We start from the raw sequence: 21,525 nt of genomic DNA on the forward strand, positions 1-21,525 counted from the left end.
ATATCTTTCCTTGTTAAAGCGGGAAAAATGGGAGGGGGGTACCTCAATGCCAGAGGTGCCCATGACGATTGATTGAACCAACTGGAGGTTCGCATGGCTGGCAACCGGAACTCCGGACGTAAGGCGTTGCCGGCGAACGTCCACGCACTGCGCGGCAACCCGAGCAAGAAGGCATCGCACGAGCTGACCGGCGGGCATGGCGACCAGCCCCAGGTCGCGGCGGAGATTCCGCCGTGCCCGGCGTTCCTGACCAAGGACGCTAAGGGCGAGTGGAAGCGAATAGCCAAGGATCTGCAGACCCTTGGCCTGATAAGCAAGCTCGATCGCGGCGAGCTGGCCGTCTACTGCCAGGCCTGGGCTGACTGGAAGGTCGCCCGGGAGAAGATCGCCGCATTGGAAGACTCTGGCTTCGTCGAGACAACTCCCAGCGGCTACAAGCAGATGAGCGCCTGGATGCAGCTGGCGAACCGTGCCGAAGAACGCATGCGCAAAGCGGGTAACAGCTTCGGCCTGAACCCGTCGGCCCGAGCCAGCCTGGGCGCCGGTACGGTGACACAAGGAGAGCTGTTCCCCAATGAGCAAGCGGAGACCGCCCGAAAGTACGGCCTGTGATGACCGTGTCACAGCCTACGCCCAGGCGGTGGTGGCCGGTGAGTTGATTGCCGGTCACCAGGTTCGCGATGCCTGCGCTCGCCACCTGCGCGACCTGGAAAATGGCCCGGATCGTGGCCTGCATTGGGACCTCGACGCTGCCAACCATGCCATCGGTTTCTTCGAGGACATCCTGCGACTCAACGGCGGCCAGTACGAGGGCCAGCCGTTCGAGGTGCTGCCCTGGCAGGCGTTCATCGTCGGCAGCCTGTTCGGCTGGATGGGCGAAGATGGGTATCGCCGCTTCCGCGTCGCCTACGTGGAAACGGCCAAGGGCTCCGGAAAGTCGCCGCTCGCAGCCGGGATCGGCCTCTACGGCCTGGTCGCAGACAACGAGCAGCGCGCCGAGATCTACGCCGCGGCCACCAAGAAGGACCAGGCCCAGATCCTGTTCCGTGATGCGGTGGCCATGGTGGACCAGTCGCCGTACCTGGCACCGGTGGTCCCCAAGAGCGGGGCCACTGGCAAGGAATACAACCTCGCTTTCCACAAAACTGGGTCGTTCTTCCGCACGGTGAGCGCCGACGACGGCCAGTCTGGGCCTCGGCCGCACATCGCGCTGCTAGATGAGATTCACGAGCACAAGACCCCGCTGGTCGTGGAGATGATGCGGGCCGGTACAAAAAGCCGGCAGCAAGCGCTGATCTTCATGATCACCAACAGTGGCACCGACCGCCTCACGGTGTGTTGGGACTACCACGACTACGCCTGCAAGGTGGCCAACGGTGGACTGGAAGACGACAGCTTCTTCGGCTTTGTCTGTGCACTAGATCAGGGCGACGACCCCTTCGAGGATGAGCAGTGCTGGTACAAGGCCAATCCGTCGCTTGCCTATGGCATCCCCGGCCTGAAGTACCTGCGCGAGCAGGTCACCCAGGCGAGAGGCATGCCCAGCAAGGAAGCCACTGTCCGGCGCTTGAATTTCTGTCAGTGGGTGCAGGCCGACAACCCGGCAATAAGCCGCGATGCCTGGCTAGCCACCCAGGACGCCGACTTTGATGTCGCGCTGCTGGCGGGCCGACGCTGCTGGGCCGGGCTAGACCTCTCCAGCACCCAGGACCTCACGGCCCTGGTGCTGATGTTCGAGCCCTGCGAGCACGACCCGGTGTGGCGCATGGTGCCCTGGTTCTGGCTGCCCGAGGAGGGCCTGGCCAAGAAAGGCGAACAGGACCGCGTGCCCTACCTAGCCTGGCTGAAAGCCGGCCACCTTGACACCACCCCAGGCCGCGCGATCAACAAGCGACACGTGCTGCATCAGCTGGTCGACGTTGCCGAGCGCTTCGACCTACAAGGGATCGGCTTCGATCGCTGGCGGGTCGAGGACCTGATCGCCCTGATCGACGACGAAGGCCTGAGCCTGCCCCCGCTGGTACCCGTGGGGCAGGGCTTCAAGGACATGAGCCCGGCGGTCGACGAGTTCGAGCGCCGGCTGATCAACGCGGAGCTGCATCACCAGGGGCACCCGGTGCTGACCTGGTGCGCCGCCAACGCCATTTACTCCGAAGATCCTGCTGGCAATCGCAAGGTGGATAAGAAGAAAGCCACCGGCCGCGTCGACGGGGTCGTCGCTGCGTTGATGGCAACGGCACTGACGCTGGGCGAGCAGATTGATAACGACGACATCACCGACTTCCTAAGGGCGCCGATCATCGCATGAGCACTCAGACGAAAAAGCCGGGCCGTGTGAAGTCGGCAATCTTGGGCTGGTTGGGCGTGCCGCTCGATCTGACCAACGACGCCTTCTGGAAAGCGTGGGCCGGTAGCGCTAACGCCGCTGGCCAGACGGTCAATCAGGAAACCGTGATGTCGCTCTCGGCGGCCTGGGCCTGTACCCGGCTGATTTCCGAAACGGTCGGCACACTACCGCTGCATCTTTACGAACGCACCTCGAGCGGCCGGCGTCGCGCAGTGAACCATCCGCTCTACTCAGTATTGAATCGCAGCCCCAATGCCGAATCCACGCCGGCCACGTTATGGGAGTCGATGACCGCCTCGATTCTCCTGCGAGGCAACGGCTTCGGCGAAAAGCAGCGGCTGGGTAACCGGGTGGTTGGCATCCGATTTCTGACGCCGAGCCGTCTGGGGGCCCAGAGACTGGCCAACGGCGACTATCGCCTCCATTACACCGAGGAAGGCGGTAGGCCGAGGCCTGTAGCGGAGCGCGACCTAGTCCACATTCCTGGCTTCTCGCTGGACGGCAAGTGGGGGCTCTCCGCTATTCAGTACGGCGCCGGCGTGTTCGGCAGCGCATTGGCCGCCAACAACGCCGCCAACAGCACCTTCGAGAAAGGGCTGTCGCCGACTGTAGCCTTCAGCATGGACAAGGTGCTGAACAAAGAGCAGCGGGCCGAATTCCGCGAGAATCTTCAGGACATCACCGGCGCCATCAACGCCGGCAAGAGCCCGCTGCTCGAGGGTGGCATGAAGGCCGATACCATCGGCATCAAGCCAAGCGATGCCCAGTTGCTGGAGAGTCGGTCCTTCTCGGTCGAGGAAGTCTGTCGCTGGTTTCGCGTCGACCCCTCGATGGTTGGCCACGGCAGCAAGGACAGTAACTGGGGCACCGGCCTCGAGCAGAAGCTGATTGCCTTCCTAACCTTCACACTGAGGCCCTGGCTGACGCGCATTGAGCAGGCCATCAACAAATACCTGCTTAGCCCGCAGGACCAGCTGCGCTATTACGCCGAGTTCTCCATCGAGGGACTGCTGAGGGCTGATAGTGCTGCTCGGGCCAGCTTCTACTCGGTGATGGTCAACAACGGGATCATGACCCGCGACGAGGTTCGACAGTTGGAGAACCTGCCGATCATGGGCGGCAACGCCGACGTGCTCACCGTGCAGACCGCGATGGCACCGCTCGACAGTCTTGGCCAAGCCAACGACGGCGATACCGCACGCGCCGCCCTGGCGGCCTGGCTCAACCAGGGCCAGCACGCTCAGCCGAGCCAGCACGACAACACCGATAACGACTGACCTCCGGAGTTACCCATGACGCTCAAGACGCTGCCCACTCTGCCGGCGGCTCGCCCGCGCGCGAACGTCCAATTCGACCTCTCGCCCCGGGCGATGCAGGCCTGGAACCCCGGCATTCGCTCGGCGATGGATGACGAAGAATCCACCATCACCATCTACGACCCCATCGGTGAAGACATGTGGGGTGACGGTGTCACCGCCAAGCGCATCGCCGGCGCTCTGCGCCGCATCGGCAGCGGCAACGACGTCACCGTCAACATCAATAGCCCGGGCGGTAACTACTTCGAGGGTCTGGCCATCTACAACCTGCTGCGCGAGCACCAGGGCCGCGTGGTCGTCAACGTTATGGGCATTGCCGCCTCGGCAGCCTCGGTGATCGCCATGGGTAGCGACGAGCTGCGCATCGGTCGCGCCGCCTTCTTGATGGTGCACAACGCCTGGGTCGGGGTGATGGGTAACCGCCTCGAGCTGCGCGAAGTCGCCGATTGGCTCGAGCCTTTCGACGCTGCGGCCGCCGATCTTTATCACGTTCGTACTGGAATACCGCAGGAGTCCATCGTCGCTCAGCTCGACGCCGAGACATGGATCGGCGGCGGTGAGGCCGTGACCGCCGGCTGGGCCGATGGACTTCTTACGGCGGACGAGGTCGAGGAAGGCGGCGCCCAGGCATCCCATCGCCTCGCTGCAAAGGAGCTGGACTTGGCCATGGCCAAGGCCGGCATCCCGCGCAGCCGCCGTCGCGAGCTGATGCAAGAGTTCAAGTCCGGCACGCCTAGCGCTGCCGGCGGCGGTACGCCGCGCGCTACCGCGACCGATACGCCCAGCGCTGTCGAACACGACCTGGAGCCACTCCCGAAACTGGAATTCCCTGGAGGAATGTCTAATGCGTAACCTGAAACTCACCCCGGCTCTGGTGCTGGGTATCCTCGCGCTGGCGGCCGCCATCCCCATGGCCTTCGGCGTTTCCCTGCCTACCGTCGGCGGGGCGGCCGCGCTGGTCGCCCTGACCGGCCTGCTGGTCGAGCCCGGCCAAGCCCGTTACCACGGCATGCGCGGCCAGCTCGGGCAGGTCGGTGGCGCCAATGTCGAGCAGGAATATAAGAAGGTCCAGCAGGATCTGAAGGACGTCGGCGACCAGCTCAAGCAGTTCGCCGAGCAGTCTCAGGCCGACCTCAAGCAGCATCGGCAACTGTCCGAGGAGTCCAAGGAGAAGGTCGATCAGCTGCTGACCACCCAGGGCGAACTGAACGCACGCCTCGAGGCCGCCGAGCAGGCCATGGCCAACAACCGCGGCGGCGCCCCTGCATCCATCCTGACCATGGGCGCCCGTGTGGCCCAGAGCGAGGAGTTCACCACACGCGCAGCTCAGTTGGCGCAGGGCGGCAGGGGGTCGTTCAGCGTCGGCGTGCAGCAAGCGCTTACCACCGCCGAGGCCGGCGGTGAGCTTAGCCAGCCCGAGCGTGTACCCGGCATGGTCACTCCACCGCAGCAGCGACTGTTCCTGCGCGACCTGCTCAACTGGGGCGACACCGCCTCCAACTCAGTGGAGTTCGTGCGCGAAACCGGCTTCACCAACGCTGCTGATGTGGTCTCTGAGAACCCCTCCGCCGGCAAACCGGAGAGCAGCATCCAGTTCGAGATGGCCCAGGCGTCCGTGGCGACCATTGCCCACTGGATTCCCGCCTCGCGTCAGGTGCTGTCCGACGCCGGCATGCTGCAGAGCTACATCGATGGCCGCCTGCGCTATGGGCTCAAGCTCAAGGAAGAGGCGCAGTTGCTCAAGGGCAGCGGCGTGGGGCTTAACATCAACGGCCTCTACACCCAGGCGTCTCAGTACGCCAACCCCGGTGTCACGGTCAGCGATGACTCGATGATTGATCGTCTGCGCATCGCCATGTTGCAGGTGCAGCTGGCCGAGTATGCCGCCGACGGCATCGTGCTCAACCCCATCGATTGGACCAGCATCGAGCTGACCAAGGATAGCCAGGGCCGCTACATCTGGGCTAACCCCAACGCCGTGAACGGCCCGACTCTGTGGGGCATGCCGGTGGTGGCCACTCAGTCGCTGGACCAGGACGAGTTCATGACCGGGGCTTTCCAGATGGCGGCGCAAGGCTGGGATCGCGAGGATACCACCGTCACCGTCTCCACCGAGGACCGGGACAACTTCATCAAAAACATGGTCACCATCCTCTGTGAAGAGCGTGTGGCGCTGACCGTGTATCGCCCCGAGGCCTTCGTGAAGGGTGACTTCACCATTGGCTCATCCGGCGCCTGATCCGGTGAAATAGGCAACCCACCGGGGCCCGTCGACAGTCAGGCCCCGGCTTTTTGAGGATGACTCCATGCCAACTCAAGTTGAAGCCCTGACAGGGTTTGATCACCACGGCAGTCGTCGCCGGGGTGACAAGTTTCCCACGTCTGACCAGACGGCAAAGGATCTAGTACGTGCGGGCCTGGTTCGGATTGTCACCGACCGCCCCGAGAAGGCCGCGGGCAAACCGTCGTCTGCATCGCCAGCGGCCCAAGCCTCACCGCAGAAGACGTCCAGCTCGTCAAAAGGTGGCGGGAAAAAGCAGCCGCAGAAGCCGGCGGGCGCTGCGTCATAGTCACCAACAACACCTATCGGATGTGCCCCTGGGCCGATGTGCTCTACGCCATGGATCGTAAGTGGTGGCAGGTGATGCAGCCGGTATTCCACGGCGAATGCGTCAGCATCGCCGGCAACATCATCGGGGTGCAAAAGACCCGCGCCCCCAAGGGCGGCAACAGCGGCGCCGGCGCGATGCTGCTGGCCCGACACCGGGGGGCCTCGCGCATCATTCTGCTGGGTTACGACTGCCAGTATGGGCGGGATGGCAAACGCCATTGGCACGGCGACCACTGCAAGGGGCTCGGCAATGCCAACAGCCTACCTAAGTTCTACGGCCAATTTCAGGAAGCCGCCGGCATGCTGGCCGACGTTGAGGTGATCAATGCCAGCCGGGAGACGGCGTTGGATTTGTGGCCGCGTATGAGTCTGGAGGAGGCCCTGGATGGTGAGGCGCGTGTGTGTGCTGCGTAGTGGCGGCGAGTTCGGCCCCGAGCATGTGCAGTGGCTGGCCGGCAGGGTCGACTTGAACCACTGGCTGGCCCGGCACGACGACAATGACATTCAGTGCCTGAGCGACGTGGAAGTTCGCGGCGTGCCTACGATCCCGCTGGCCCATGGCTGGCCGGGATGGTGGGCCAAGATGGAGCTGTTCCGGCCTGACCTGCCCGGCGACCTGATCTACCTAGACCTGGATACCGTGGTGCTGTACGACCTTGAGCCGCTTATCGCCGCCGCCGCCGGGCGCACCACGCTGCTCTCTGACTTCTACCGCCCGGCCCAGCCGGCCAGCGGGCTGATGTACATCGCCGAGCGCGATAAGGCGCGGGTATGGGCGCACTGGATGCGCGACCCCGCCGGCCACATGGCTCGGGCGCGCACCACCGCCTGCTGGGGCGACCAGGGCATCCTGCGCCAAGTGCTGGGCGATGGCGTGCAGCGTTGGCAGGACGTGGCCCAGGGCCAGGTGGTCAGCTACAAGGCGCATTGCCGCCAGGGCATCCCAGCCGCCGCCCGCGTCGTCTGCTTTCACGGCAACCCGCGGCCCTGGGCCGCCCGAGACAGCAACCGGAACAACTGGATACCGCCGCTATGCTGATTCCACTTTCGACCATCAAGACGCATCTGCGGCTCGACCCAGACCCAGACTCCGAGTTGGATCCCGAGCTCGAGCGGCTGCTGGCCGTGGCCATCGACCACGCCTCGCAGTACCTCGGCCGCTCGATACCCTGGGATGACCCGGCCACCAGCAGTTCCGAATCCATTCTGCCGGCTAGCGTCGAGCAAGCCCTGCTAATCCTGGTCGCCGAGTATTTCGAGAACCGCGAGCAGCACGTGACCGGAACCATCGTGCAGGAGAACCCCACCGTAGAGCGGCTTCTGCACTTCTACCGCATCGGGCTGGGCATCTAAGGAGACCGACCCATGGCACAAGCCACCGTATTGGCCGCCGGCACCGCCGCGGCCACGTCCTCCGATATTGTCGTCGCCGCAGGCGAGAGCGTGACCGTGGCGATCTTCGCGGCCAGCGGTCGCCTACCGACCAGCGTGGCCTTCGCCGTCAAGCAGGACACCCCCGGCGGCGACAACGTGGTGGCCCGGTTGACCAACGTCGACCGGGCCACCGTGCTGGCCGGCCCAGGCACCTACCGCGTGCAGCGCCCGGCTTACGCGGGTACCGCCTTCGGCGTGTTCACGGAGACCTGACATGGTGACTCGCAAGCCAACTCGCAAGCTGGCCAATCGCCCCGCGCACCGCCCCCCGGGGCCGGCCCGTAAGATCAGCGTGCCGGTGGTGCTGGCCAAGCCGACCAACCTGCAGGCCGAGGTCATCTGATGCAGACCGGCAAGCTACGCCACCGGGTGACGATCGAGCGCCCCATGAGAACCCAGGACCCGACAACGGGCGAGATGGTCTCCGGATGGTCAGCGGTGGCCACGGTTTGGGCGTCGATCGATCCGCTCAGCGCTCGCGAGTTCATCGCCGCACAGGCGGGGCAGTCGGAGATCTCGGCGCGCATCATCATCCGCCACCGCGAGGGCCTCGATGCCAGCATGCGCGTGGTCCAAGGCACGCGGATTTACAACATCCAGGGCGTGTTGGCCGACCCAAAGAGTGGCCGACACTACATTACCCTGCCAGTGAGTGAGGGCGTTACCGATGGAATCTGATCACATACACGTGCCGGAAGATGGACGTGGCCCGCGAGAGGTGTTCGTTGATGGTCACAAGATAGACAAGGTCTGCTATGCCGACACCCGCCGCGGAATCGTCGATTACTATCCGCAGCCCATCAAGGTCGACAAGTGGGGTAAGCGTGTCATCTCGCGGCGGATGCGTGGACGGGTCGAAGTCGTTCAGGTGAGCCATGGCAACTGACGGCCTGGCCGGCGATATCCAGGGCCTCGAGGAAGTGCTGGGCAAGCTCAACGCTCTGGAGCAAGAACCTCGCAAGAAGTCGACGCGATTTGCCCTGCGCAAAGCGGCCAACATAGTCCGCGATAGCGTGCAGTCGCGAGCTCGCGAACTCGATGATCCCAATACATCGGAAAGCATCGCCGACAACGTCGTGGTGCGCTTCGACGGCAAGCACTTCCGGCAGACCGGTGACCTCAAGATGCGCGTCGGTATCCGCGGGGGGGGCTGCCTCCAAGGCCAAGAACGCCAAGAACCCGGGCGGTGATACCTACTACTGGCGCTTCCTGGAGTTCGGCACCGAGCATATGGCCGCCCAGCCCTTCATGCGGCCCGGCATGGACGAGAGTGTCGCCCCGGCGACTGATGAATTCGTCACGCAATTCGATAAGGCCATCGTCCGCGCGATACGCCGGGCGAACAAGACGCTAGCGAGGTGACATGCTGCCACCCATCTTCACTATATGCGCCGCCGATGCGGCGGTCACGGCCCTGCTGGGCAGCGATCCGACGCGGCTCCACCCGTTTGGTAAGGCGCCCCAGCGGGTGGCCTTGCCCTATGCCGTGTGGCGCATCCCCACCGGTGCGCCGGAGAACTACCTGGACAGCGCCCCGGACGTGGATCGCTGGCGGTTGCAGGTGGACGTGTACGCCGGGAATGGTAACGACGCCACGGCGGTGACCGAAGCCCTGCGCGATGCCATCGAGCCCCATGCTCACATCGTGCGCTGGGGGGATACGGACACCGACCCCGAGACCGGCAATCGCCATATCAGTTTTGACGTGAGCTGGCACGTGCCGCGCTAACCAGCCGCTGACCCGAGCCCATTTGCCCGCCATCGCGCGGGCTTTTCTATGCCTGCAGTAGGAGCAACACAATGAGCGTACTGGCCCAAGGCACCCACGTGTTTTTCATCGACGACAGCGGCAGCGTTCCTGTTGTGGTGAGACTCAAAAAGGTGACCGCCCTAAACCCTGGCACTGCGCCGGCGGCGCAACTCGACAAAACCAGCCTAGAGGACGAGCTCTATCGCCAATACCGTGCGGGCCTGCGCAACCCCGGCCAGGGCAGCATGTCGATCAATGCCGACCCGTCCGAAGACAGCCACATCATCCTACACGGCCTCAGTGAGATGACCCCCTCGCCGACACTCAAGTGGGCCATCGGCTGGTCGGATGGCACGGGCGAACCGAGCGTGGACAGCGCCGGCGACTTCGACCTTCCCACGTCCCGCACCTGGTGCTCTTACGAAGCCTATGTGTCGGACTTCCCATTCGACTTCCAGCTCGACGCGCTGGTCGCCACCGAGGTCGGCCTGCAGCGCTCTGGCGGTTTGACCTGGCAAAAAAAGGAAGTCGCTTAAATGAGCACCCTCAGTCTCGACTCCCTTCAGCAGCAGGGCGCCTTCACCGGCGCCCCGGTGGCGAAGACGATCACCTGGATGGTCGACGATCAGGAATACACCGCCACCGTCTACGTGCGCCGGCTAAGTTACCAGGCCGCCGTCCAGGACGTGCGTGCCTACAATGGCCAGGTGGACGGCATCGCCGGGCGCATCGCGTCCTGCATCTGCGACGAGCACGGCGCGTCGATCTTCACCCCCGAGGACATTACCGGTGAGGCCGACCCCGAGCGGGGCCCCCTGGGTCGCAGCCTGACGCTGGCCCTGCTCGGTGTTATCGGCGAGGTGAACCCGTCGGGAAAGACGCCGAGCCGCTCAGCGACGAAGAGGAAATCTGGCACGAGCTCGTCCTCAACGGCATCGGCGGGCGCACGATCGCCGAGGCGCAAGCGCGACTGAGCTATGTCGAATTCCTGCGCTGGGCGGCTTACCGCCGCAAGCGCGGCAGCTTGCACCCAGGGCTGCGCGCCGACCGAGCCACTGCACCACTGACTCTGATGTACGCCAACACCCACCGCAATAAGGGTACCAGCGCGCACCAGATATGGGACTTCCTACCCCATGAGGAAGAACCGCCGATCACGATGGAACGGGCGATGGAAGCCTGGAGGTAGCCGATGAGCACGAAGTCGCTGGGCACGTTGACGCTAGACCTGGTGGCCAAGACTGGCTCATTCGTGCAGGGCATGACCAAGAGCCAGCGCAGTGCCCAGAAGTGGCGGCGCGGCGTGGAGCGCGACATCCAGCGCGTGGGTACGGCGATGGCCGGGCTGGCCACGGTTGGGGCGGGCGTCTTTTCGGCCATGGTGGTACAGACCGTTAACCAGGCCCACGAGCTTGAGAACCTCGCAGACATCTCCGACGCCAGCAACCAGAGCTTCCAGCGCCTGGCCTACGGCGCATCGCGGTTTCGCATCGACCAGGAGAAGCTTGGCGAGATACTGAAGACTGTCAATGAGCGCATTGGCGAGTTTCAGCGCGACGGCAGCGGTGAAATGGCCGCCTTCTTCGAGAATATCGCTCCCCGGGTCGGGGTGACCGCCGACCAGTTCGCCAGGCTGTCCGGTCCCGAGGCTCTCCAGCTCTACGTGAGCAGCCTGGAAAATGCCGGTGTATCTCAGAAAGAGATGATCTCCTACATGGAGGATCTGGCGTCAGACAGCTCGGCACTGATCCCCCTGCTGGCCAACAATGGCGAGGAGATGCACCGGCTCGGTGACGAAGCCGAGCGCACCGGCAACGTCTTCTCCGAGCTGGAATTCGAGCAGCTAGCAGCCATTAAGCAGGGCATGGATGAGCTGACCGGGGCGGCCACCGGCATGAAGAATGAGATGGTGGTGGCCGCGCTGCCAGCCATCGAAGACATGGTGGACCTTCTCAGCGACCCCGAGACGCTGGCCGCCGCTCAGGAACTGGGCCGAGCCATTGTCACCGCAATGGAATGGGCGGTTGAGGGCATCAGGGACACGATCAGCTTCGCCCGCAACCTCGGCACCGAGCTGGGTGTGATCACCGCCGGCATCGGCGGGCTGGAACTAGACGAACAGCGCCGCCGCATCATGAGCGCGCTGGAGAATCCCAGCGAGCGGATGCGCTTCTTCGGCCCTGGCGGCGTGGTGGAATACTTCAGCGAGGCCGAATTGCGCGCCGAGCTCGAGCGCATCAATGGGTTGATCGAGCAGAACGCCGCCAGCCTCTCGGTTGACATGGAGCGCCGCGAATCCGGAGACCTCACCCTGGGCGGGGCGATCTCTCAACAGGCGCTGGACGCCGCGGAGACGGTATCCAACGGCCTCACGCGTGTCGCCGAGTCTGCCAACGATGCCGCCAATGCCCTAGACGGCTTTAACCCATCGATGAGCGACGAGGTGCAAGCCATCCTCGATCGCGCCGGGGATGGTGCCACCATCGACGCCCAGGGCCAGATCCGCGATGCCTGGGGTAATACTCTTCCCAGCCTGCAGCGCGAGCTGGATGCCGAGCTCAAGCAGCAGATCGCCGATTTCCAGAGTGCCGAGAACCTGCAGGCCGGCCTGGACGCGGCGGCCCAGGCATTCACCGATGGAGCCGGTGCCGCTGCCAAGGCCGCCTGGCAGAGCATCCAGCCGGCCAACGCCGGAACGTCCGGCCAGCCCAGCCGCGGCGCGACGGGCTGGAGTACCGACCTGGGAGCAGAGAAAGTCAGCCAGGCCGCCGGCCAGGTTGGCGGCGGAGCCGGCCGGCACCTAGGCACACTGACGCTGACCAGCGAGAAGGGCGGTGGCGTCGAGGTGCAGGGTGATGAGAACGAACTCACTCAGTGGCTGACGAACACCCTCAGTGGTGTGGCGTCCGCGGTATAGGAGGCATCATGGCCTGGACCCGCGACAAGGCCGAGCATGGCCGGCGCCTGGCGATCTGTGCCGAATGCCCGCATGCCGTCCTGACCATCGTCGGCAAATGCAGCCAGTGCCACGTCCCCGGCGTCGTCACCGCCCAGCGCGACGACGACGCCCGATGCAAGCGCCGAAGCTGCAGCGGCACGATGCAGGGTAAGGAGATCGCCCGCTGCGGCGCATGCGGCTGCCCACTGGCGAGCCGTGTCTATGCGAGTTGCCCCAAGGGCAATTGGTGATCAGCGAGGCATGTTGGCGTAATCCTCGCGGGCGCACGCGGTCTGCATAGAAGCAATGACGCCTGACGGGTTCATCGGGCTGCCGCTGTAGTATTGCCGAACGGCTTCATGCCAGGCGGCACGTATGGGGGAAGGCGAGTCGCTGAAGGTATTCATCAACTGTCGCTCATCCATCCCATTCTGTTTTGCCTTTTCTGCTGTGGCGGACATCTCCGCAAACGCCTCCCATAGCGTAACGCTGTAGCAGTCGCTCTGACCCCACGCCACAGCCGGCAACAGCGCCAGGGCTGCAATCCAATTGCGCATAAGAACCTCCTTTTGAACCTGGAGGGTAGCACGTCATTTCGCCCGGTAATGCCGGGCTTCTTTGCGCTCAACCATAGAAGGCTATAACCTGAGCTGCTAATGGAAGCCGCCCGCTAGAGGCGGCTATGCTTTAGGTGCATGCAGAGGCAGGGAAAGGAATGACGGTACCAGCATGGGATAGCAGGGGAGTGTTGCCGCCGGTGTACCCTGGTGAGCGTGGCGGTAGCCGTTCACGATCACCTTACAGGTGCTCACTCGAAGAATTGATTAACCTTTTTGGCTTCAGCAGTCCTAGGCTCTTGTTGCTGAAAGGTTTTTTGGACTATCGAGCTGCACTGCATCGTGCTGGAGTTGTGAGGGGTTTCCAATGGATCAACGGTAGCTTTGTTCAAAATATCGAGAACACTGAGTCTAGGAACCCAAGAGACATTGACATTGTTTCTCACTTCCACCTCCCCCAAGGCGAAACTCAGCTGACATTCATGTCTAAACACCATGATATTATCGCCCCTCAAAAGGTTAAAGCCGTTTACGGAATGGATGCCTTCCCCAACATCCTAGGAGGAGAAGCTGACGAAAGCTTTACTCAAGAAATAACCTATTGGTATAGCATGTGGTCTCACCGAAGATCTGACAACATTTGGAAAGGGTTCCTCGAAGTCGATCTCGCGCCTTCAGATGATGTGAGTGCATTGGGCGTCCTGCGCAATGCTCTCGCAGAGAAGGGAGGGGAAAGTGATGAGTAATGAACACTTTTCTCTTCAGGCAGAAATAGCAGAGCTTGAAAACATACTCCGCACAATACCTGAAGAAAAAGCAATATCTCGACTAAGTTTCGAGAGCAGGTTGGAAGAAGCAAGGTCTCGCCTAGCCGAGCTTGGTGAGCCAGTAGTCAAAGAAAAACTGCAGCTAACTTTCCGTGGACAACCAGTAGATGGAACCAGCGGAATACTTGCCGATTTTGGTGGCAAGGCAGTCGAGGTATTTTCAAGCGCAGTAAGCACAGTCATGGCATCAATCAACGGCGATATAGGTGAGAGAGGACCTGTTGCTAAAAAAGATGCTGATAAACTTATGATAACAGGAACTGCTGTTGGCTCCTTTGGCTTTGAGTTAGAAGTGGCTGGAAACTCTAACCCTCTTTTCGAGGAAGATGACGTAACCGCTGGCGGTGTCGTGGAAATTATACAAGACCTGCTGGAAACAGCTGCTACTGGCACGGATGATGAAATCACAGAGGTTGTGGATGTTATACATCCCCGTGCGTTAAAAAAAGTCTCAGAGTTTCTTGGCTTCTTAGAAAGTCAGAAAGCTTCATGCGGTATATCATTTAAAGGAAAAAGCTTTAAGTTTAGCAATAACTCCCAGCTTTCAAACGCAGCACTTAAGTTAAAAGATCAAAATGTTAAAGAAAGGCCGGTAGAGTTTGAGGGTAAGTTCGTAGGATTTCTTCCGCATAGCCGAATGTTTGAATTCTCTATCAGGGAGACTGGGGAAATAATTAAAGGAAAGATTGGATCTAAGAAAATTGACATAGAACAATTATCTGACAACTTCCTCAAAGCCCCTGTTGGTGTGACGTTGAACTCGGTAAGTGTTGGTGAAGGCAAGCCAAAATATACTCTTACTTCTGCCAGTGACATCAGAGCAAAAGCAGGTGGAGGCTCGCAGCCGCCATTAACACAAGAGTAGCCGTACGGCCCTGATGCATATTTCCATCAGGGAGATTGACGCAGAACAACCATCATTACTCTTTCAGCCCCGCCACCGTGCGGGGTTTTTTCATGCCTGAACGGAGGCCCCCATGGCCGGATGGAAGCTCTACACCGACGCCGCCTGCACCAACGAGTTCGGCGGCACCTTGCAACTCGTCCATCGAACCGACCTTTCAGATAACCCTCAAGACAAGCTGCTCTATTACGCGAACATCGACGACGATCCTGGGGATAACGGCGTCATTCAAAAGCAAGCCGAGTCGAACCCTGGCACCGACAACATCACCCTTGCGATTGCCGACACCGACGTGGGCTCAGGCCACGAGGCCAGCGAGATCACCCTCGCGACCAGCGCCGCTGACCTCGATACCAATACTTCCGGCGCCTCGCTGTCGCTGGGCACGCAACTGCTCTCAGGCGTCAGCAACAAGCAAGAGATTCATATTCGCGTCGAAAATGCAGTTACCACTGTTGGCACAAGCACCGAGCTATCAGTCGACATTGTTGCGACCGTCGACTCGACCGTAACCGTATAAGAGGCTGACATGGCGCTATCCGCACCCACTAACTTGGCGGTGCAGGTGCTTGAGACGCTGCTACCGGTGGCGCAGACCACTGAGCGCCAGGTCGACGCCGGCCCGCTGGTCACACTTGAGCAATGGACCGGCGGCGCCAACCCGCCTCAGGCGCTCTTCATAGTTGAGCAGCAGACAGAATCGCACCATGTTGCTGGCCCGCTGATTCCGCTCGACCAGGGCGTCTATCTCTATTACCCGCCGGCCACTCTGGTCACGTTCGACCAGGCGACGATCTACCGGGTCAACAACGTCGCGCAAACGCTGGCCACGATCAGCCAGACCGCCGAGGCGCACCGCTCGGCCCGCTCTCTGGTCCGCGCCCGCCAGACGGTGCAGACGGCCTCCCGGGCGGCGCAGCCGCGCACCCTGGTCTATCTCGACGGCGCGGACGTGACAGCCCAGACTGCCCGCGCCATGTCGATCACCGCCAGCGAGGGCGACAATCGCACGGCCTCTATCGCCCTTATGCTGCCGCCCGGCCCGGTCAACGTCACCGCCTACCAGGGTCGTGGCGTGGAAATCGTGCGCCTGATCAATGGCGCCCCGGTGCCTCTGTTCACCGGCAGCGTGGATCGCCCGGTCTATGACCACCAGGCTCGGCGTCTGCGCCTGGAGTGCTCCGACCTGCGTAGCGAGCGCCTCAATGGCGAGGATGCGGCGCAGATCCAGGCAATGACTGGTGGGCTCTACTCGCCGATTACCCAGCGCGAGGACGTCAGTGGCGCTGATTACGTCGCCGAGCTGATGAAGACCGTGGCCGGCACGCTCGACTACGGCGGCGATGGGGGGCTGCGCTATCGGTCGTGGGCTGCCGGCCCGCCCCGCTACACCCTGACCGATGCCGACGTGCATCACCAGGGCGTGCGCCTGGAGTTCGCCACCCGCTCGGAGATCATCAACACCATTACGGGCACGCTCGAGTATCGCTATTACCAGCGTAATGATTTCTCAGAGTCGATAACGGTGCAGGTTGAGCAGAACGCCTACGGCCTGCCGGCCTCTCAGGTGGTTGATCCCGAGACGGCGGTGATTGGTCGCACAGGTAGAGTCAGCGGTACCAAGGTGGCGCAGATCCTGCCCACCAAGGAGGCTCTGCTGTCGGCTGCCAACGGCGTCGAGAATTGGGAGCTGCTCGACTTCGAGTTTATCGAGCTACCCGCCAACGGCTGGTACCGAGCGAATGCGGGCAGTAGCCCAGTGGCCTATTCAGCCAGTCAAGTCGTGCGAGAAACGCGCGCAATGGGGGCCAGTGCAGAGCTGGTGCGCTACGTCAGCCAGCCGAAGCGTGAGCGGTATCAGCTCACAATCTCAGCCCCTGAATCTGTCGACCAGTTCGGCGAGGTGCGAGGTTCATCGTTTCGCCATGCGGTCGAGACGCGTGTGGACCCATCAGTATTCGAAGAGCGTGGCTGCGCGGTGATCGCAGATCCTGACGACCGCCGTACCGATGTCGATCGTGCAATCCAGTGCCTGCAGCGCATTGCTGAGCGGGAAATTCTGAAAGGGCATAGGCAGAACTACGTCGAGCTCGTCTACAAAGCCGACCTATTGCCGGTCGAAATCGGCGACACCATCGGCGTGAACACAGCCCCGATCAGCGCCGTCGGGAACGTTGCCGAGCTATCTCATACTCTTACCCGCGAGGGTGACTACTACACGACGCTAAAACTGGCCGTTAGCCGCGTGGATTCGGCCGTCAGCGTTAGCGAGAACTGGGCCCTGCCGGCAGCGCCGGCCCGCTGGGTACTTAACCCTGATAGTCAGGTGCTGCCCGAGACGCCTTCATGTCCGTTGCCCACGGCGACGCTGGGCACAAATGCTGGTCAGTCGCGCATCGAGCCCGACGGCACGGTGGTGATGACCGCACCGAGTATCGGGCGGGGCAAGATCGACGAAATCATCGGCACGCGAGTGCACCGCTACGACATCGCTATTCCGACCAATCCATTTAATATAACGGTGACATGATGAGCGTTCGACTGACCTGGACAAACAACTCGAGCGGACACGACGGCACGCGCATTTATCGTGACGCAGCGCCCCTCGAACCCGAGGCACTGCCTATGCCGATTGGCGAGGTGGCGGCAGGCGTGGAGGAGTATATTGATACCGGGATGGCTGCTAGCACTACCTATTACTACCGCGCCGCCGCTTATCGCGGTGGCGAGGAGTCGGTGAGCGAGGAGATTAGTGCGACGACCGAGGAGGAGCCAGCGGAGATTGACGAGATGTCACCTTCGGGCTCGACGTTTGCCCATCCTGATCCCTATAACGGCACCATTGCGTTCAGCTCAGATGGATTGCAGCTCTATGTGTTCGGGAAGAACCTGTTGCGCCAGTATGAACTGAGTGCGCCATGGGACATCACTACGGCATCGCAGAGGGCCACGGTAGAGTCGCCTTACCTCGCATACGGAGGGTGTTTTTCATCAGATGGGCTTTCCCTCCTGTTCGCCGAGACAGGGTTGTCGGCTGTGAAGAAATATAACTTGGCAAGCGCCTGGGATGTGTCGAGCATCACCGGCTCTGATGCTAAGGAGGATCTTCCCGGCATGGGCAGGCTTCGCCACATTGAGCTAAGCGACGACGGCAGCAAGCTCTATGCCTTAGATTACAATGGCACAAATTCGGTTGTTGAATACGATCTGGCATCTCCGCTGGATTTCGGCACGGCAACAAAATCATCATCGCTACCACTTACGGGCGATCCGCGCGTTTTCGCCATCTATGACGGCGGCACCAGGCTGGTGACGGCAAACAAGGAAAACTCCGTGTTAACCGAGTGGGTTATGTCAACCCCTTGGGACTTGTCTACCGCGACTGAGTCGGGCGCCTCTCTCGACGTAAAAGCCGTACAGGATGATGTTTATGGCCTGGTATTTGTTGATAGCGGCCAGCGCATGTTCGTTTCTGGCTATACCCCTGCCGAGATCGCTGAATACACGCGAGCCTGAATGATGTGTTTATGATGGAGATATAAGAGCATGAGCGCAGACAGGCAGCGGTTAGTGGCCGCCATCCGCCGAATCGCCAAGACCGATCCCGAGATCAGCAGTGCCTTGGCGGCCACAGGGGTCCGCGGCGATCAGCCTGCGACCTCCGGTATCGGCGTGTCGTCAGGTGCAGATAGCCGGCAATGCTGCGGCGGCAGCGAGGCATCAGGGGGTGGTGATGGTGACGCCAACCCTGGAACTGAGCAGACCGACTCGGGCGCAGGCGGGCAGTCTGGTGGCCTGGATAGCGACGACCCGGCGCGACTGAGCGGTGAGGATGGCAAGCCCGCGACCTCGCTCGATGGACTGACCGACTGCGCCACCGGGCAGCCGGTCAGCATGCAAATGGGTGGCGGAGATTGGGTGCCGCCCGAGGGTTGGGGTGACGCTAGCCAGCCTCCAGCATCATACAAGCCTATGGATTACGGTGACGCCTACGAGGAGGGAATGACCGGCTATGTGGACGACCTTTCAGACCCAGGCCTAAACACTGTCAACCCGATTTATGGCTGGATCGGAAGTGTCGGCGATGTAAAAGGCGGAACGGCTGCCGAAGCACTGGCGCGCCTGCCTTCGACTTATGTTTCGGAAAGCGGTTGGAAAACATTTGTGTGCTCGATTAGTGCATCAGAATATGAGGTGCAGAGGTATGGCGCTATAGTCGATGAGGACGGAGAACTGAGGGTCGAGTGCCCTGGAGCCGGTGCTTTTTATAAGGTGGTGCGCGTCCTGTGTTCTAACTACTCCCCGGAAGAGTTCCCCAACTGCGGGCAGGCGTTCGACTGGCCTACTGAGGAGGCTTGGCCCGAGGATGGCGCCGTGAACCTGGCGATCAAGAGCGGTAGCATTGTCGGAAGCAAGTACGACCCCGAGAATGATGGGTCATACTCGATGCCGCGCAACTCAATAGAGCTCTGCGATGGCGACGGGAACTCGATACTGCTTGAGCCCACGCAGAGTGGCGGTTGGCGTTCAATCAAATCCCTGGGCGGCGAGCCCGACCCCGACACCGTAGGCTATGAGTACAACGGACGGGGCGAGATCGTGCGCGTCCTATCGACAGGAGAGTGGAAAGCTACTGGTCAAGATCCGCGCAATTTCTAGTGGCTATCCATTCATCGCTTGCTGCTGCACGCCGCGATCGGTGACGTGCCCACACTCTAGGCACATTAGCCGATAGTGGCGCTTGTCTAGCCAGCGCAACTCGAATGTTTTCCAACGTGTTGCTTGCCTTCCGTGAATCTCTTTTGCCCCACATGGACATATCATAATCCAGCCGCCGGATGGCTCTGGATACATATCTATCTCTTCCATAGCTCTGGCCTCCTTGCCTTAAGTGCACTTTAGGCATAGGTAAGCCAAACGCGATGTAAGCGAATTACCACAATAGCTGTGCGGTTTTGGCCTCACTGTCAGGCCTTGGCACTTATTAAATCGCCCCATTGTGTCGTCCAGTGGGGAGAAGCCCGCAGCTTGAGGATGTCACGGTGGAGGTGTGAGGTAGGCAGGTAGTCTCGTCAGTAATCCGGGGTCGAATCTTGGGGCATTGGGCGAATGGCTCGCCGATCCACCTTTCTCCATACCACCTCCTGCACGTTATGCCTCCGCAGTAGCAGATACACATGGGTACCGGGGCGCCACCAATCCGTATGATCGTAGTCAGCTAACCGGCCGCGCCCGCTGTAGATGCGCCCTTTCCATACGGCGTGGTACTCGACCATCTCGTGCTTAGGTGGCGAGAATCTATTGCCGTTGTACCAGCCGCGCCGCTCGAGGCGTTTTCGCCACTGAGTGATATCCAAACGCGTGGCCACCTCAGGCCTCCACTGGCACCCAACTGACGAGCCATCCGGTATCGGAGCGTGTGATGTCCACGTTCTCGTTTTCGTCGATCTCGGAGATGATGCGATGCCAAGCGTCGATGTTGTCGCCGTCTTCCGGCCGCAGGTGCACCTGGCGGCATTTCCTACGGTTTGCTCCTTGTATAGCAGTTTGGATGCGTTGCGACAGTTGATAGTAGCTACTAAATGGGTTTGGCATGACAGATCTTTGATTTCTGTAATTTTATACAGTATCAGGTAGAGGGATGCGGGCTGCAAGGCCTGGATGGCGTGGTACTATCGGCGCGACTCAGTGGCTGGTTTGTACGTCTAATTGTACGTGTTGGATCAGGCCCTTCCTTTATTTAGATGCGCGGTTACCTTGAGTTCGTCGCGAAAATTGCGGTGCATCAGATAGTTGTGAGAGAAATAGGAACATGAGCGAACCCTTCATCACCTGGCAGGCCCGCTTCGAGCGGCTGCGCGCCAACAAGCTGTTCGAAGCCTGCGTAATCGCCATCATTCTCGTCTCGGCCTTGTTGATCGGTGCCAAGACCTACGAAGAACAGACGAGCCGCTTCGAGCAGGCGCTGTATTATTTCGATTGGGCGGTGACACTGTTCTTTCTTGTCGAGATACTGATTCGCCTGGCCGCCGAGCGGTCGATCAAGGATTTCTTCAAGAATGGCTGGAACGTCTTCGACACCGTGATCGTGGTGGCGAGCCTGATTCCGCTGGATGACTCGGAGATGGTGCTGCTGGCGCGCCTGCTGCGGGTCTTCAGGGTGTTACGACTGGTCTCGCTGATTCCCGAGCTGCGCATTCTGTTGGCGGCGCTGATCAAGTCGATTCCCCGCATGGGCTACGTGGCCCTGCTGATGTTCATCATTTTCTACATCTATGCCGCGCTTGGCAGCTTCCTCTTCCATGAGGTTGATCCCTTCCTGTGGGATAACATCTCGGTTGCCATGCTGACGCTGTTTCGTATCGCTACCTTCGAGGACTGGACCGATGTCATGTATGCGACCCAAGAGCTATATGCCTGGAGCTGGATTTACTATCTGACCTTTATCTTCCTGACGGCATTCATCTTTCTCAATATGATGATCGGTATCGTGCTTGACGTGATGCAGAAGGAAAGCGTGCAGATGGAGATCGAGAATGGCACTGGCGAGGCCGGTGAACTGCATGCCTTGCGGCGTGATGTCAGGGCGCTGAGCGAGCAGATCACTCGCCTGGAGGAGGGGTTATACCGAGACCGCTAGTTGACAAGCGCTCGCCAGGCTGATTTGCTATGGGCATGAATAAGATATCTTTTGCCCTTCGACTAGACCTACGACTACTACTAGCAGGCCTTTGAGCCCGCCGGGCGACGCCGCGCGTCGCAATGTAGAGTCCAGAAAGTTCAGGTCGTTGAGGTAGCAAGATGTCATCCAGTCACATGTTTTCAAGCGTATGCGTTATCC

At 61.2% G+C, this 21,525-nt stretch carries 30 protein-coding genes; 27 read left to right on the plus strand and 3 right to left on the minus strand.

Features of this window, described 5'->3' with window-relative positions; genetic code table 11:
- Positions 1-93 precede the first annotated feature (93 nt).
- The 20 genes from BLR71_RS01240 (at position 94) to BLR71_RS01320 (ending at position 12,647) form a co-directional block, all read left to right on the plus strand.
- Positions 94-612, plus strand: a complete 519-nt coding sequence (locus tag BLR71_RS01240; protein ID WP_092522283.1) for a phage terminase small subunit P27 family — start codon at positions 94-96, stop codon at positions 610-612.
- Positions 575-2,308: a terminase large subunit gene (locus tag BLR71_RS01245; RefSeq protein WP_092522285.1), complete on the plus strand. Its 1,734-nt coding sequence runs from the start codon at positions 575-577 to the stop codon at positions 2,306-2,308. The genes BLR71_RS01240 and BLR71_RS01245 overlap by 38 nt, the downstream gene beginning before the upstream one ends.
- Positions 2,305-3,624, plus strand: coding sequence for a phage portal protein (locus tag BLR71_RS01250; protein WP_092522287.1), 1,320 nt, complete (start codon positions 2,305-2,307; stop codon positions 3,622-3,624). Before BLR71_RS01245 ends, BLR71_RS01250 begins: the two co-directional genes overlap by 4 nt.
- A 15-nt stretch (positions 3,625-3,639) precedes the next feature.
- Positions 3,640-4,515, plus strand: coding sequence for a head maturation protease, ClpP-related (locus tag BLR71_RS01255; RefSeq protein ID WP_092522289.1), 876 nt, complete (start codon positions 3,640-3,642; stop codon positions 4,513-4,515).
- Complete coding sequence (locus BLR71_RS01260) at positions 4,508-5,902, plus strand: phage major capsid protein (protein ID WP_217629293.1); 1,395 nt, start codon at positions 4,508-4,510, stop codon at positions 5,900-5,902. Before BLR71_RS01255 ends, BLR71_RS01260 begins: the two co-directional genes overlap by 8 nt.
- A 381-nt stretch (positions 5,903-6,283) precedes the next feature.
- A complete protein-coding gene (locus BLR71_RS01265; protein WP_139172507.1) occupies positions 6,284-6,688 on the plus strand; it encodes a hypothetical protein in 405 nt (134 codons plus the stop codon).
- Positions 6,660-7,313, plus strand: a complete 654-nt coding sequence (locus tag BLR71_RS17580) for a glycosyltransferase family protein (RefSeq protein ID WP_175491593.1) — start codon at positions 6,660-6,662, stop codon at positions 7,311-7,313. The genes BLR71_RS01265 and BLR71_RS17580 overlap by 29 nt, the downstream gene beginning before the upstream one ends.
- Positions 7,307-7,627, plus strand: coding sequence for a head-tail connector protein (locus BLR71_RS17585; RefSeq protein WP_175491594.1), 321 nt, complete (start codon positions 7,307-7,309; stop codon positions 7,625-7,627). Before BLR71_RS17580 ends, BLR71_RS17585 begins: the two co-directional genes overlap by 7 nt.
- A gap of 12 nt (positions 7,628-7,639) precedes the next feature.
- Positions 7,640-7,921 carry a hypothetical protein gene (locus tag BLR71_RS01275; RefSeq protein WP_092522295.1) on the plus strand — a complete coding sequence of 94 codons (282 nt, stop codon included), beginning with the start codon at positions 7,640-7,642 and terminating at the stop codon, positions 7,919-7,921.
- A gap of 1 nt (position 7,922) precedes the next feature.
- A complete protein-coding gene (locus BLR71_RS17970; protein ID WP_281241742.1) occupies positions 7,923-8,051 on the plus strand; it encodes a hypothetical protein in 129 nt (42 codons plus the stop codon).
- Entirely contained in the window at positions 8,051-8,386 is a 336-nt protein-coding gene (locus BLR71_RS01280) for a phage head closure protein (protein ID WP_092522297.1), read from the plus strand. The genes BLR71_RS17970 and BLR71_RS01280 overlap by 1 nt, the downstream gene beginning before the upstream one ends.
- Entirely contained in the window at positions 8,376-8,594 is a 219-nt protein-coding gene (locus BLR71_RS01285; protein WP_092522299.1) for a hypothetical protein, read from the plus strand. Before BLR71_RS01280 ends, BLR71_RS01285 begins: the two co-directional genes overlap by 11 nt.
- Positions 8,584-8,898: an HK97-gp10 family putative phage morphogenesis protein gene (locus BLR71_RS17725; RefSeq protein WP_217629294.1), complete on the plus strand. Its 315-nt coding sequence runs from the start codon at positions 8,584-8,586 to the stop codon at positions 8,896-8,898. The genes BLR71_RS01285 and BLR71_RS17725 overlap by 11 nt, the downstream gene beginning before the upstream one ends.
- The gene (locus BLR71_RS18050) at positions 8,822-9,070 is read left to right on the plus strand and encodes an HK97-gp10 family putative phage morphogenesis protein (protein WP_217629295.1); all 249 of its coding nucleotides are present in this window, start codon (positions 8,822-8,824) and stop codon (positions 9,068-9,070) included. The genes BLR71_RS17725 and BLR71_RS18050 overlap by 77 nt, the downstream gene beginning before the upstream one ends.
- A 1-nt stretch (position 9,071) precedes the next feature.
- Complete coding sequence (locus tag BLR71_RS01295) at positions 9,072-9,437, plus strand: DUF3168 domain-containing protein (protein WP_092522301.1); 366 nt, start codon at positions 9,072-9,074, stop codon at positions 9,435-9,437.
- Positions 9,438-9,508: 71 nt separating this feature from the next.
- The gene (locus BLR71_RS01300) at positions 9,509-9,994 is read left to right on the plus strand and encodes a phage tail tube protein (protein WP_092522303.1); all 486 of its coding nucleotides are present in this window, start codon (positions 9,509-9,511) and stop codon (positions 9,992-9,994) included.
- Positions 9,995-10,432: a phage tail assembly chaperone family protein, TAC gene (locus BLR71_RS01305; RefSeq protein WP_092522305.1), complete on the plus strand. Its 438-nt coding sequence runs from the start codon at positions 9,995-9,997 to the stop codon at positions 10,430-10,432.
- Positions 10,429-10,647 (plus strand): phage tail assembly protein T, encoded by a 219-nt coding sequence (locus BLR71_RS18055; RefSeq protein WP_422730751.1) that lies wholly within the window; start codon positions 10,429-10,431, stop codon positions 10,645-10,647. Before BLR71_RS01305 ends, BLR71_RS18055 begins: the two co-directional genes overlap by 4 nt.
- A gap of 3 nt (positions 10,648-10,650) precedes the next feature.
- The gene (locus BLR71_RS01315) at positions 10,651-12,375 is read left to right on the plus strand and encodes a hypothetical protein (RefSeq protein WP_092522309.1); all 1,725 of its coding nucleotides are present in this window, start codon (positions 10,651-10,653) and stop codon (positions 12,373-12,375) included.
- 8 nt (positions 12,376-12,383) lie between these two features.
- Positions 12,384-12,647: a hypothetical protein gene (locus tag BLR71_RS01320; RefSeq protein ID WP_092522311.1), complete on the plus strand. Its 264-nt coding sequence runs from the start codon at positions 12,384-12,386 to the stop codon at positions 12,645-12,647.
- Here the strand turns inward: BLR71_RS01320 and BLR71_RS01325 are convergent, their stop codons facing one another.
- Positions 12,648-12,953: a hypothetical protein gene (locus tag BLR71_RS01325; RefSeq protein ID WP_092522313.1), complete on the minus strand. Its 306-nt coding sequence runs from the start codon at positions 12,951-12,953 to the stop codon at positions 12,648-12,650. It abuts the gene before it with no gap.
- Positions 12,954-13,111: 158 nt separating this feature from the next.
- Between BLR71_RS01325 and BLR71_RS01330 the strand changes: the two genes are divergently transcribed.
- The 6 genes from BLR71_RS01330 to BLR71_RS01350 all read left to right on the plus strand — a co-directional run bounded on the left by BLR71_RS01330 (position 13,112) and on the right by BLR71_RS01350 (position 19,343).
- The gene (locus tag BLR71_RS01330; RefSeq protein WP_422730745.1) at positions 13,112-13,699 is read left to right on the plus strand and encodes a DUF6932 family protein; all 588 of its coding nucleotides are present in this window, start codon (positions 13,112-13,114) and stop codon (positions 13,697-13,699) included.
- Entirely contained in the window at positions 13,692-14,645 is a 954-nt protein-coding gene (locus BLR71_RS17345; protein ID WP_139172511.1) for a hypothetical protein, read from the plus strand. Before BLR71_RS01330 ends, BLR71_RS17345 begins: the two co-directional genes overlap by 8 nt.
- Positions 14,646-14,757: 112 nt before the next feature.
- The gene (locus BLR71_RS01335; RefSeq protein WP_092522317.1) at positions 14,758-15,204 is read left to right on the plus strand and encodes a hypothetical protein; all 447 of its coding nucleotides are present in this window, start codon (positions 14,758-14,760) and stop codon (positions 15,202-15,204) included.
- 9 nt (positions 15,205-15,213) lie between these two features.
- Positions 15,214-17,214 carry a hypothetical protein gene (locus BLR71_RS01340; RefSeq protein ID WP_092522319.1) on the plus strand — a complete coding sequence of 667 codons (2,001 nt, stop codon included), beginning with the start codon at positions 15,214-15,216 and terminating at the stop codon, positions 17,212-17,214.
- Positions 17,214-18,200 carry a YncE family protein gene (locus tag BLR71_RS01345; protein ID WP_092522321.1) on the plus strand — a complete coding sequence of 329 codons (987 nt, stop codon included), beginning with the start codon at positions 17,214-17,216 and terminating at the stop codon, positions 18,198-18,200. The genes BLR71_RS01340 and BLR71_RS01345 overlap by 1 nt, the downstream gene beginning before the upstream one ends.
- A 30-nt stretch (positions 18,201-18,230) precedes the next feature.
- Positions 18,231-19,343, plus strand: a complete 1,113-nt coding sequence (locus BLR71_RS01350) for a hypothetical protein (protein ID WP_092522324.1) — start codon at positions 18,231-18,233, stop codon at positions 19,341-19,343.
- Between the two features lie 413 nt (positions 19,344-19,756).
- Here BLR71_RS01350 and BLR71_RS01355 read toward each other — a convergent pair whose 3' ends face one another.
- On the minus strand, positions 19,757-20,053 hold the full coding sequence (locus BLR71_RS01355) for a hypothetical protein (RefSeq protein WP_092522326.1): 297 nt from the start codon (positions 20,051-20,053) through the stop codon (positions 19,757-19,759).
- Between the two features lies 1 nt (position 20,054).
- Positions 20,055-20,279, minus strand: a complete 225-nt coding sequence (locus tag BLR71_RS17350; protein WP_139172513.1) for a DUF1654 domain-containing protein — start codon at positions 20,277-20,279, stop codon at positions 20,055-20,057.
- Positions 20,280-20,496: 217 nt separating this feature from the next.
- Between BLR71_RS17350 and BLR71_RS01360 the strand changes: the two genes are divergently transcribed.
- Positions 20,497-21,324 (plus strand): ion transporter, encoded by an 828-nt coding sequence (locus BLR71_RS01360; RefSeq protein ID WP_092522328.1) that lies wholly within the window; start codon positions 20,497-20,499, stop codon positions 21,322-21,324.
- Positions 21,325-21,525: the final 201 nt, after the last annotated feature.

This window comes from Onishia taeanensis, assembly GCF_900100755.1.
GTDB classification, from domain to species: Bacteria; Pseudomonadota; Gammaproteobacteria; order Pseudomonadales; family Halomonadaceae; genus Onishia; species Onishia taeanensis.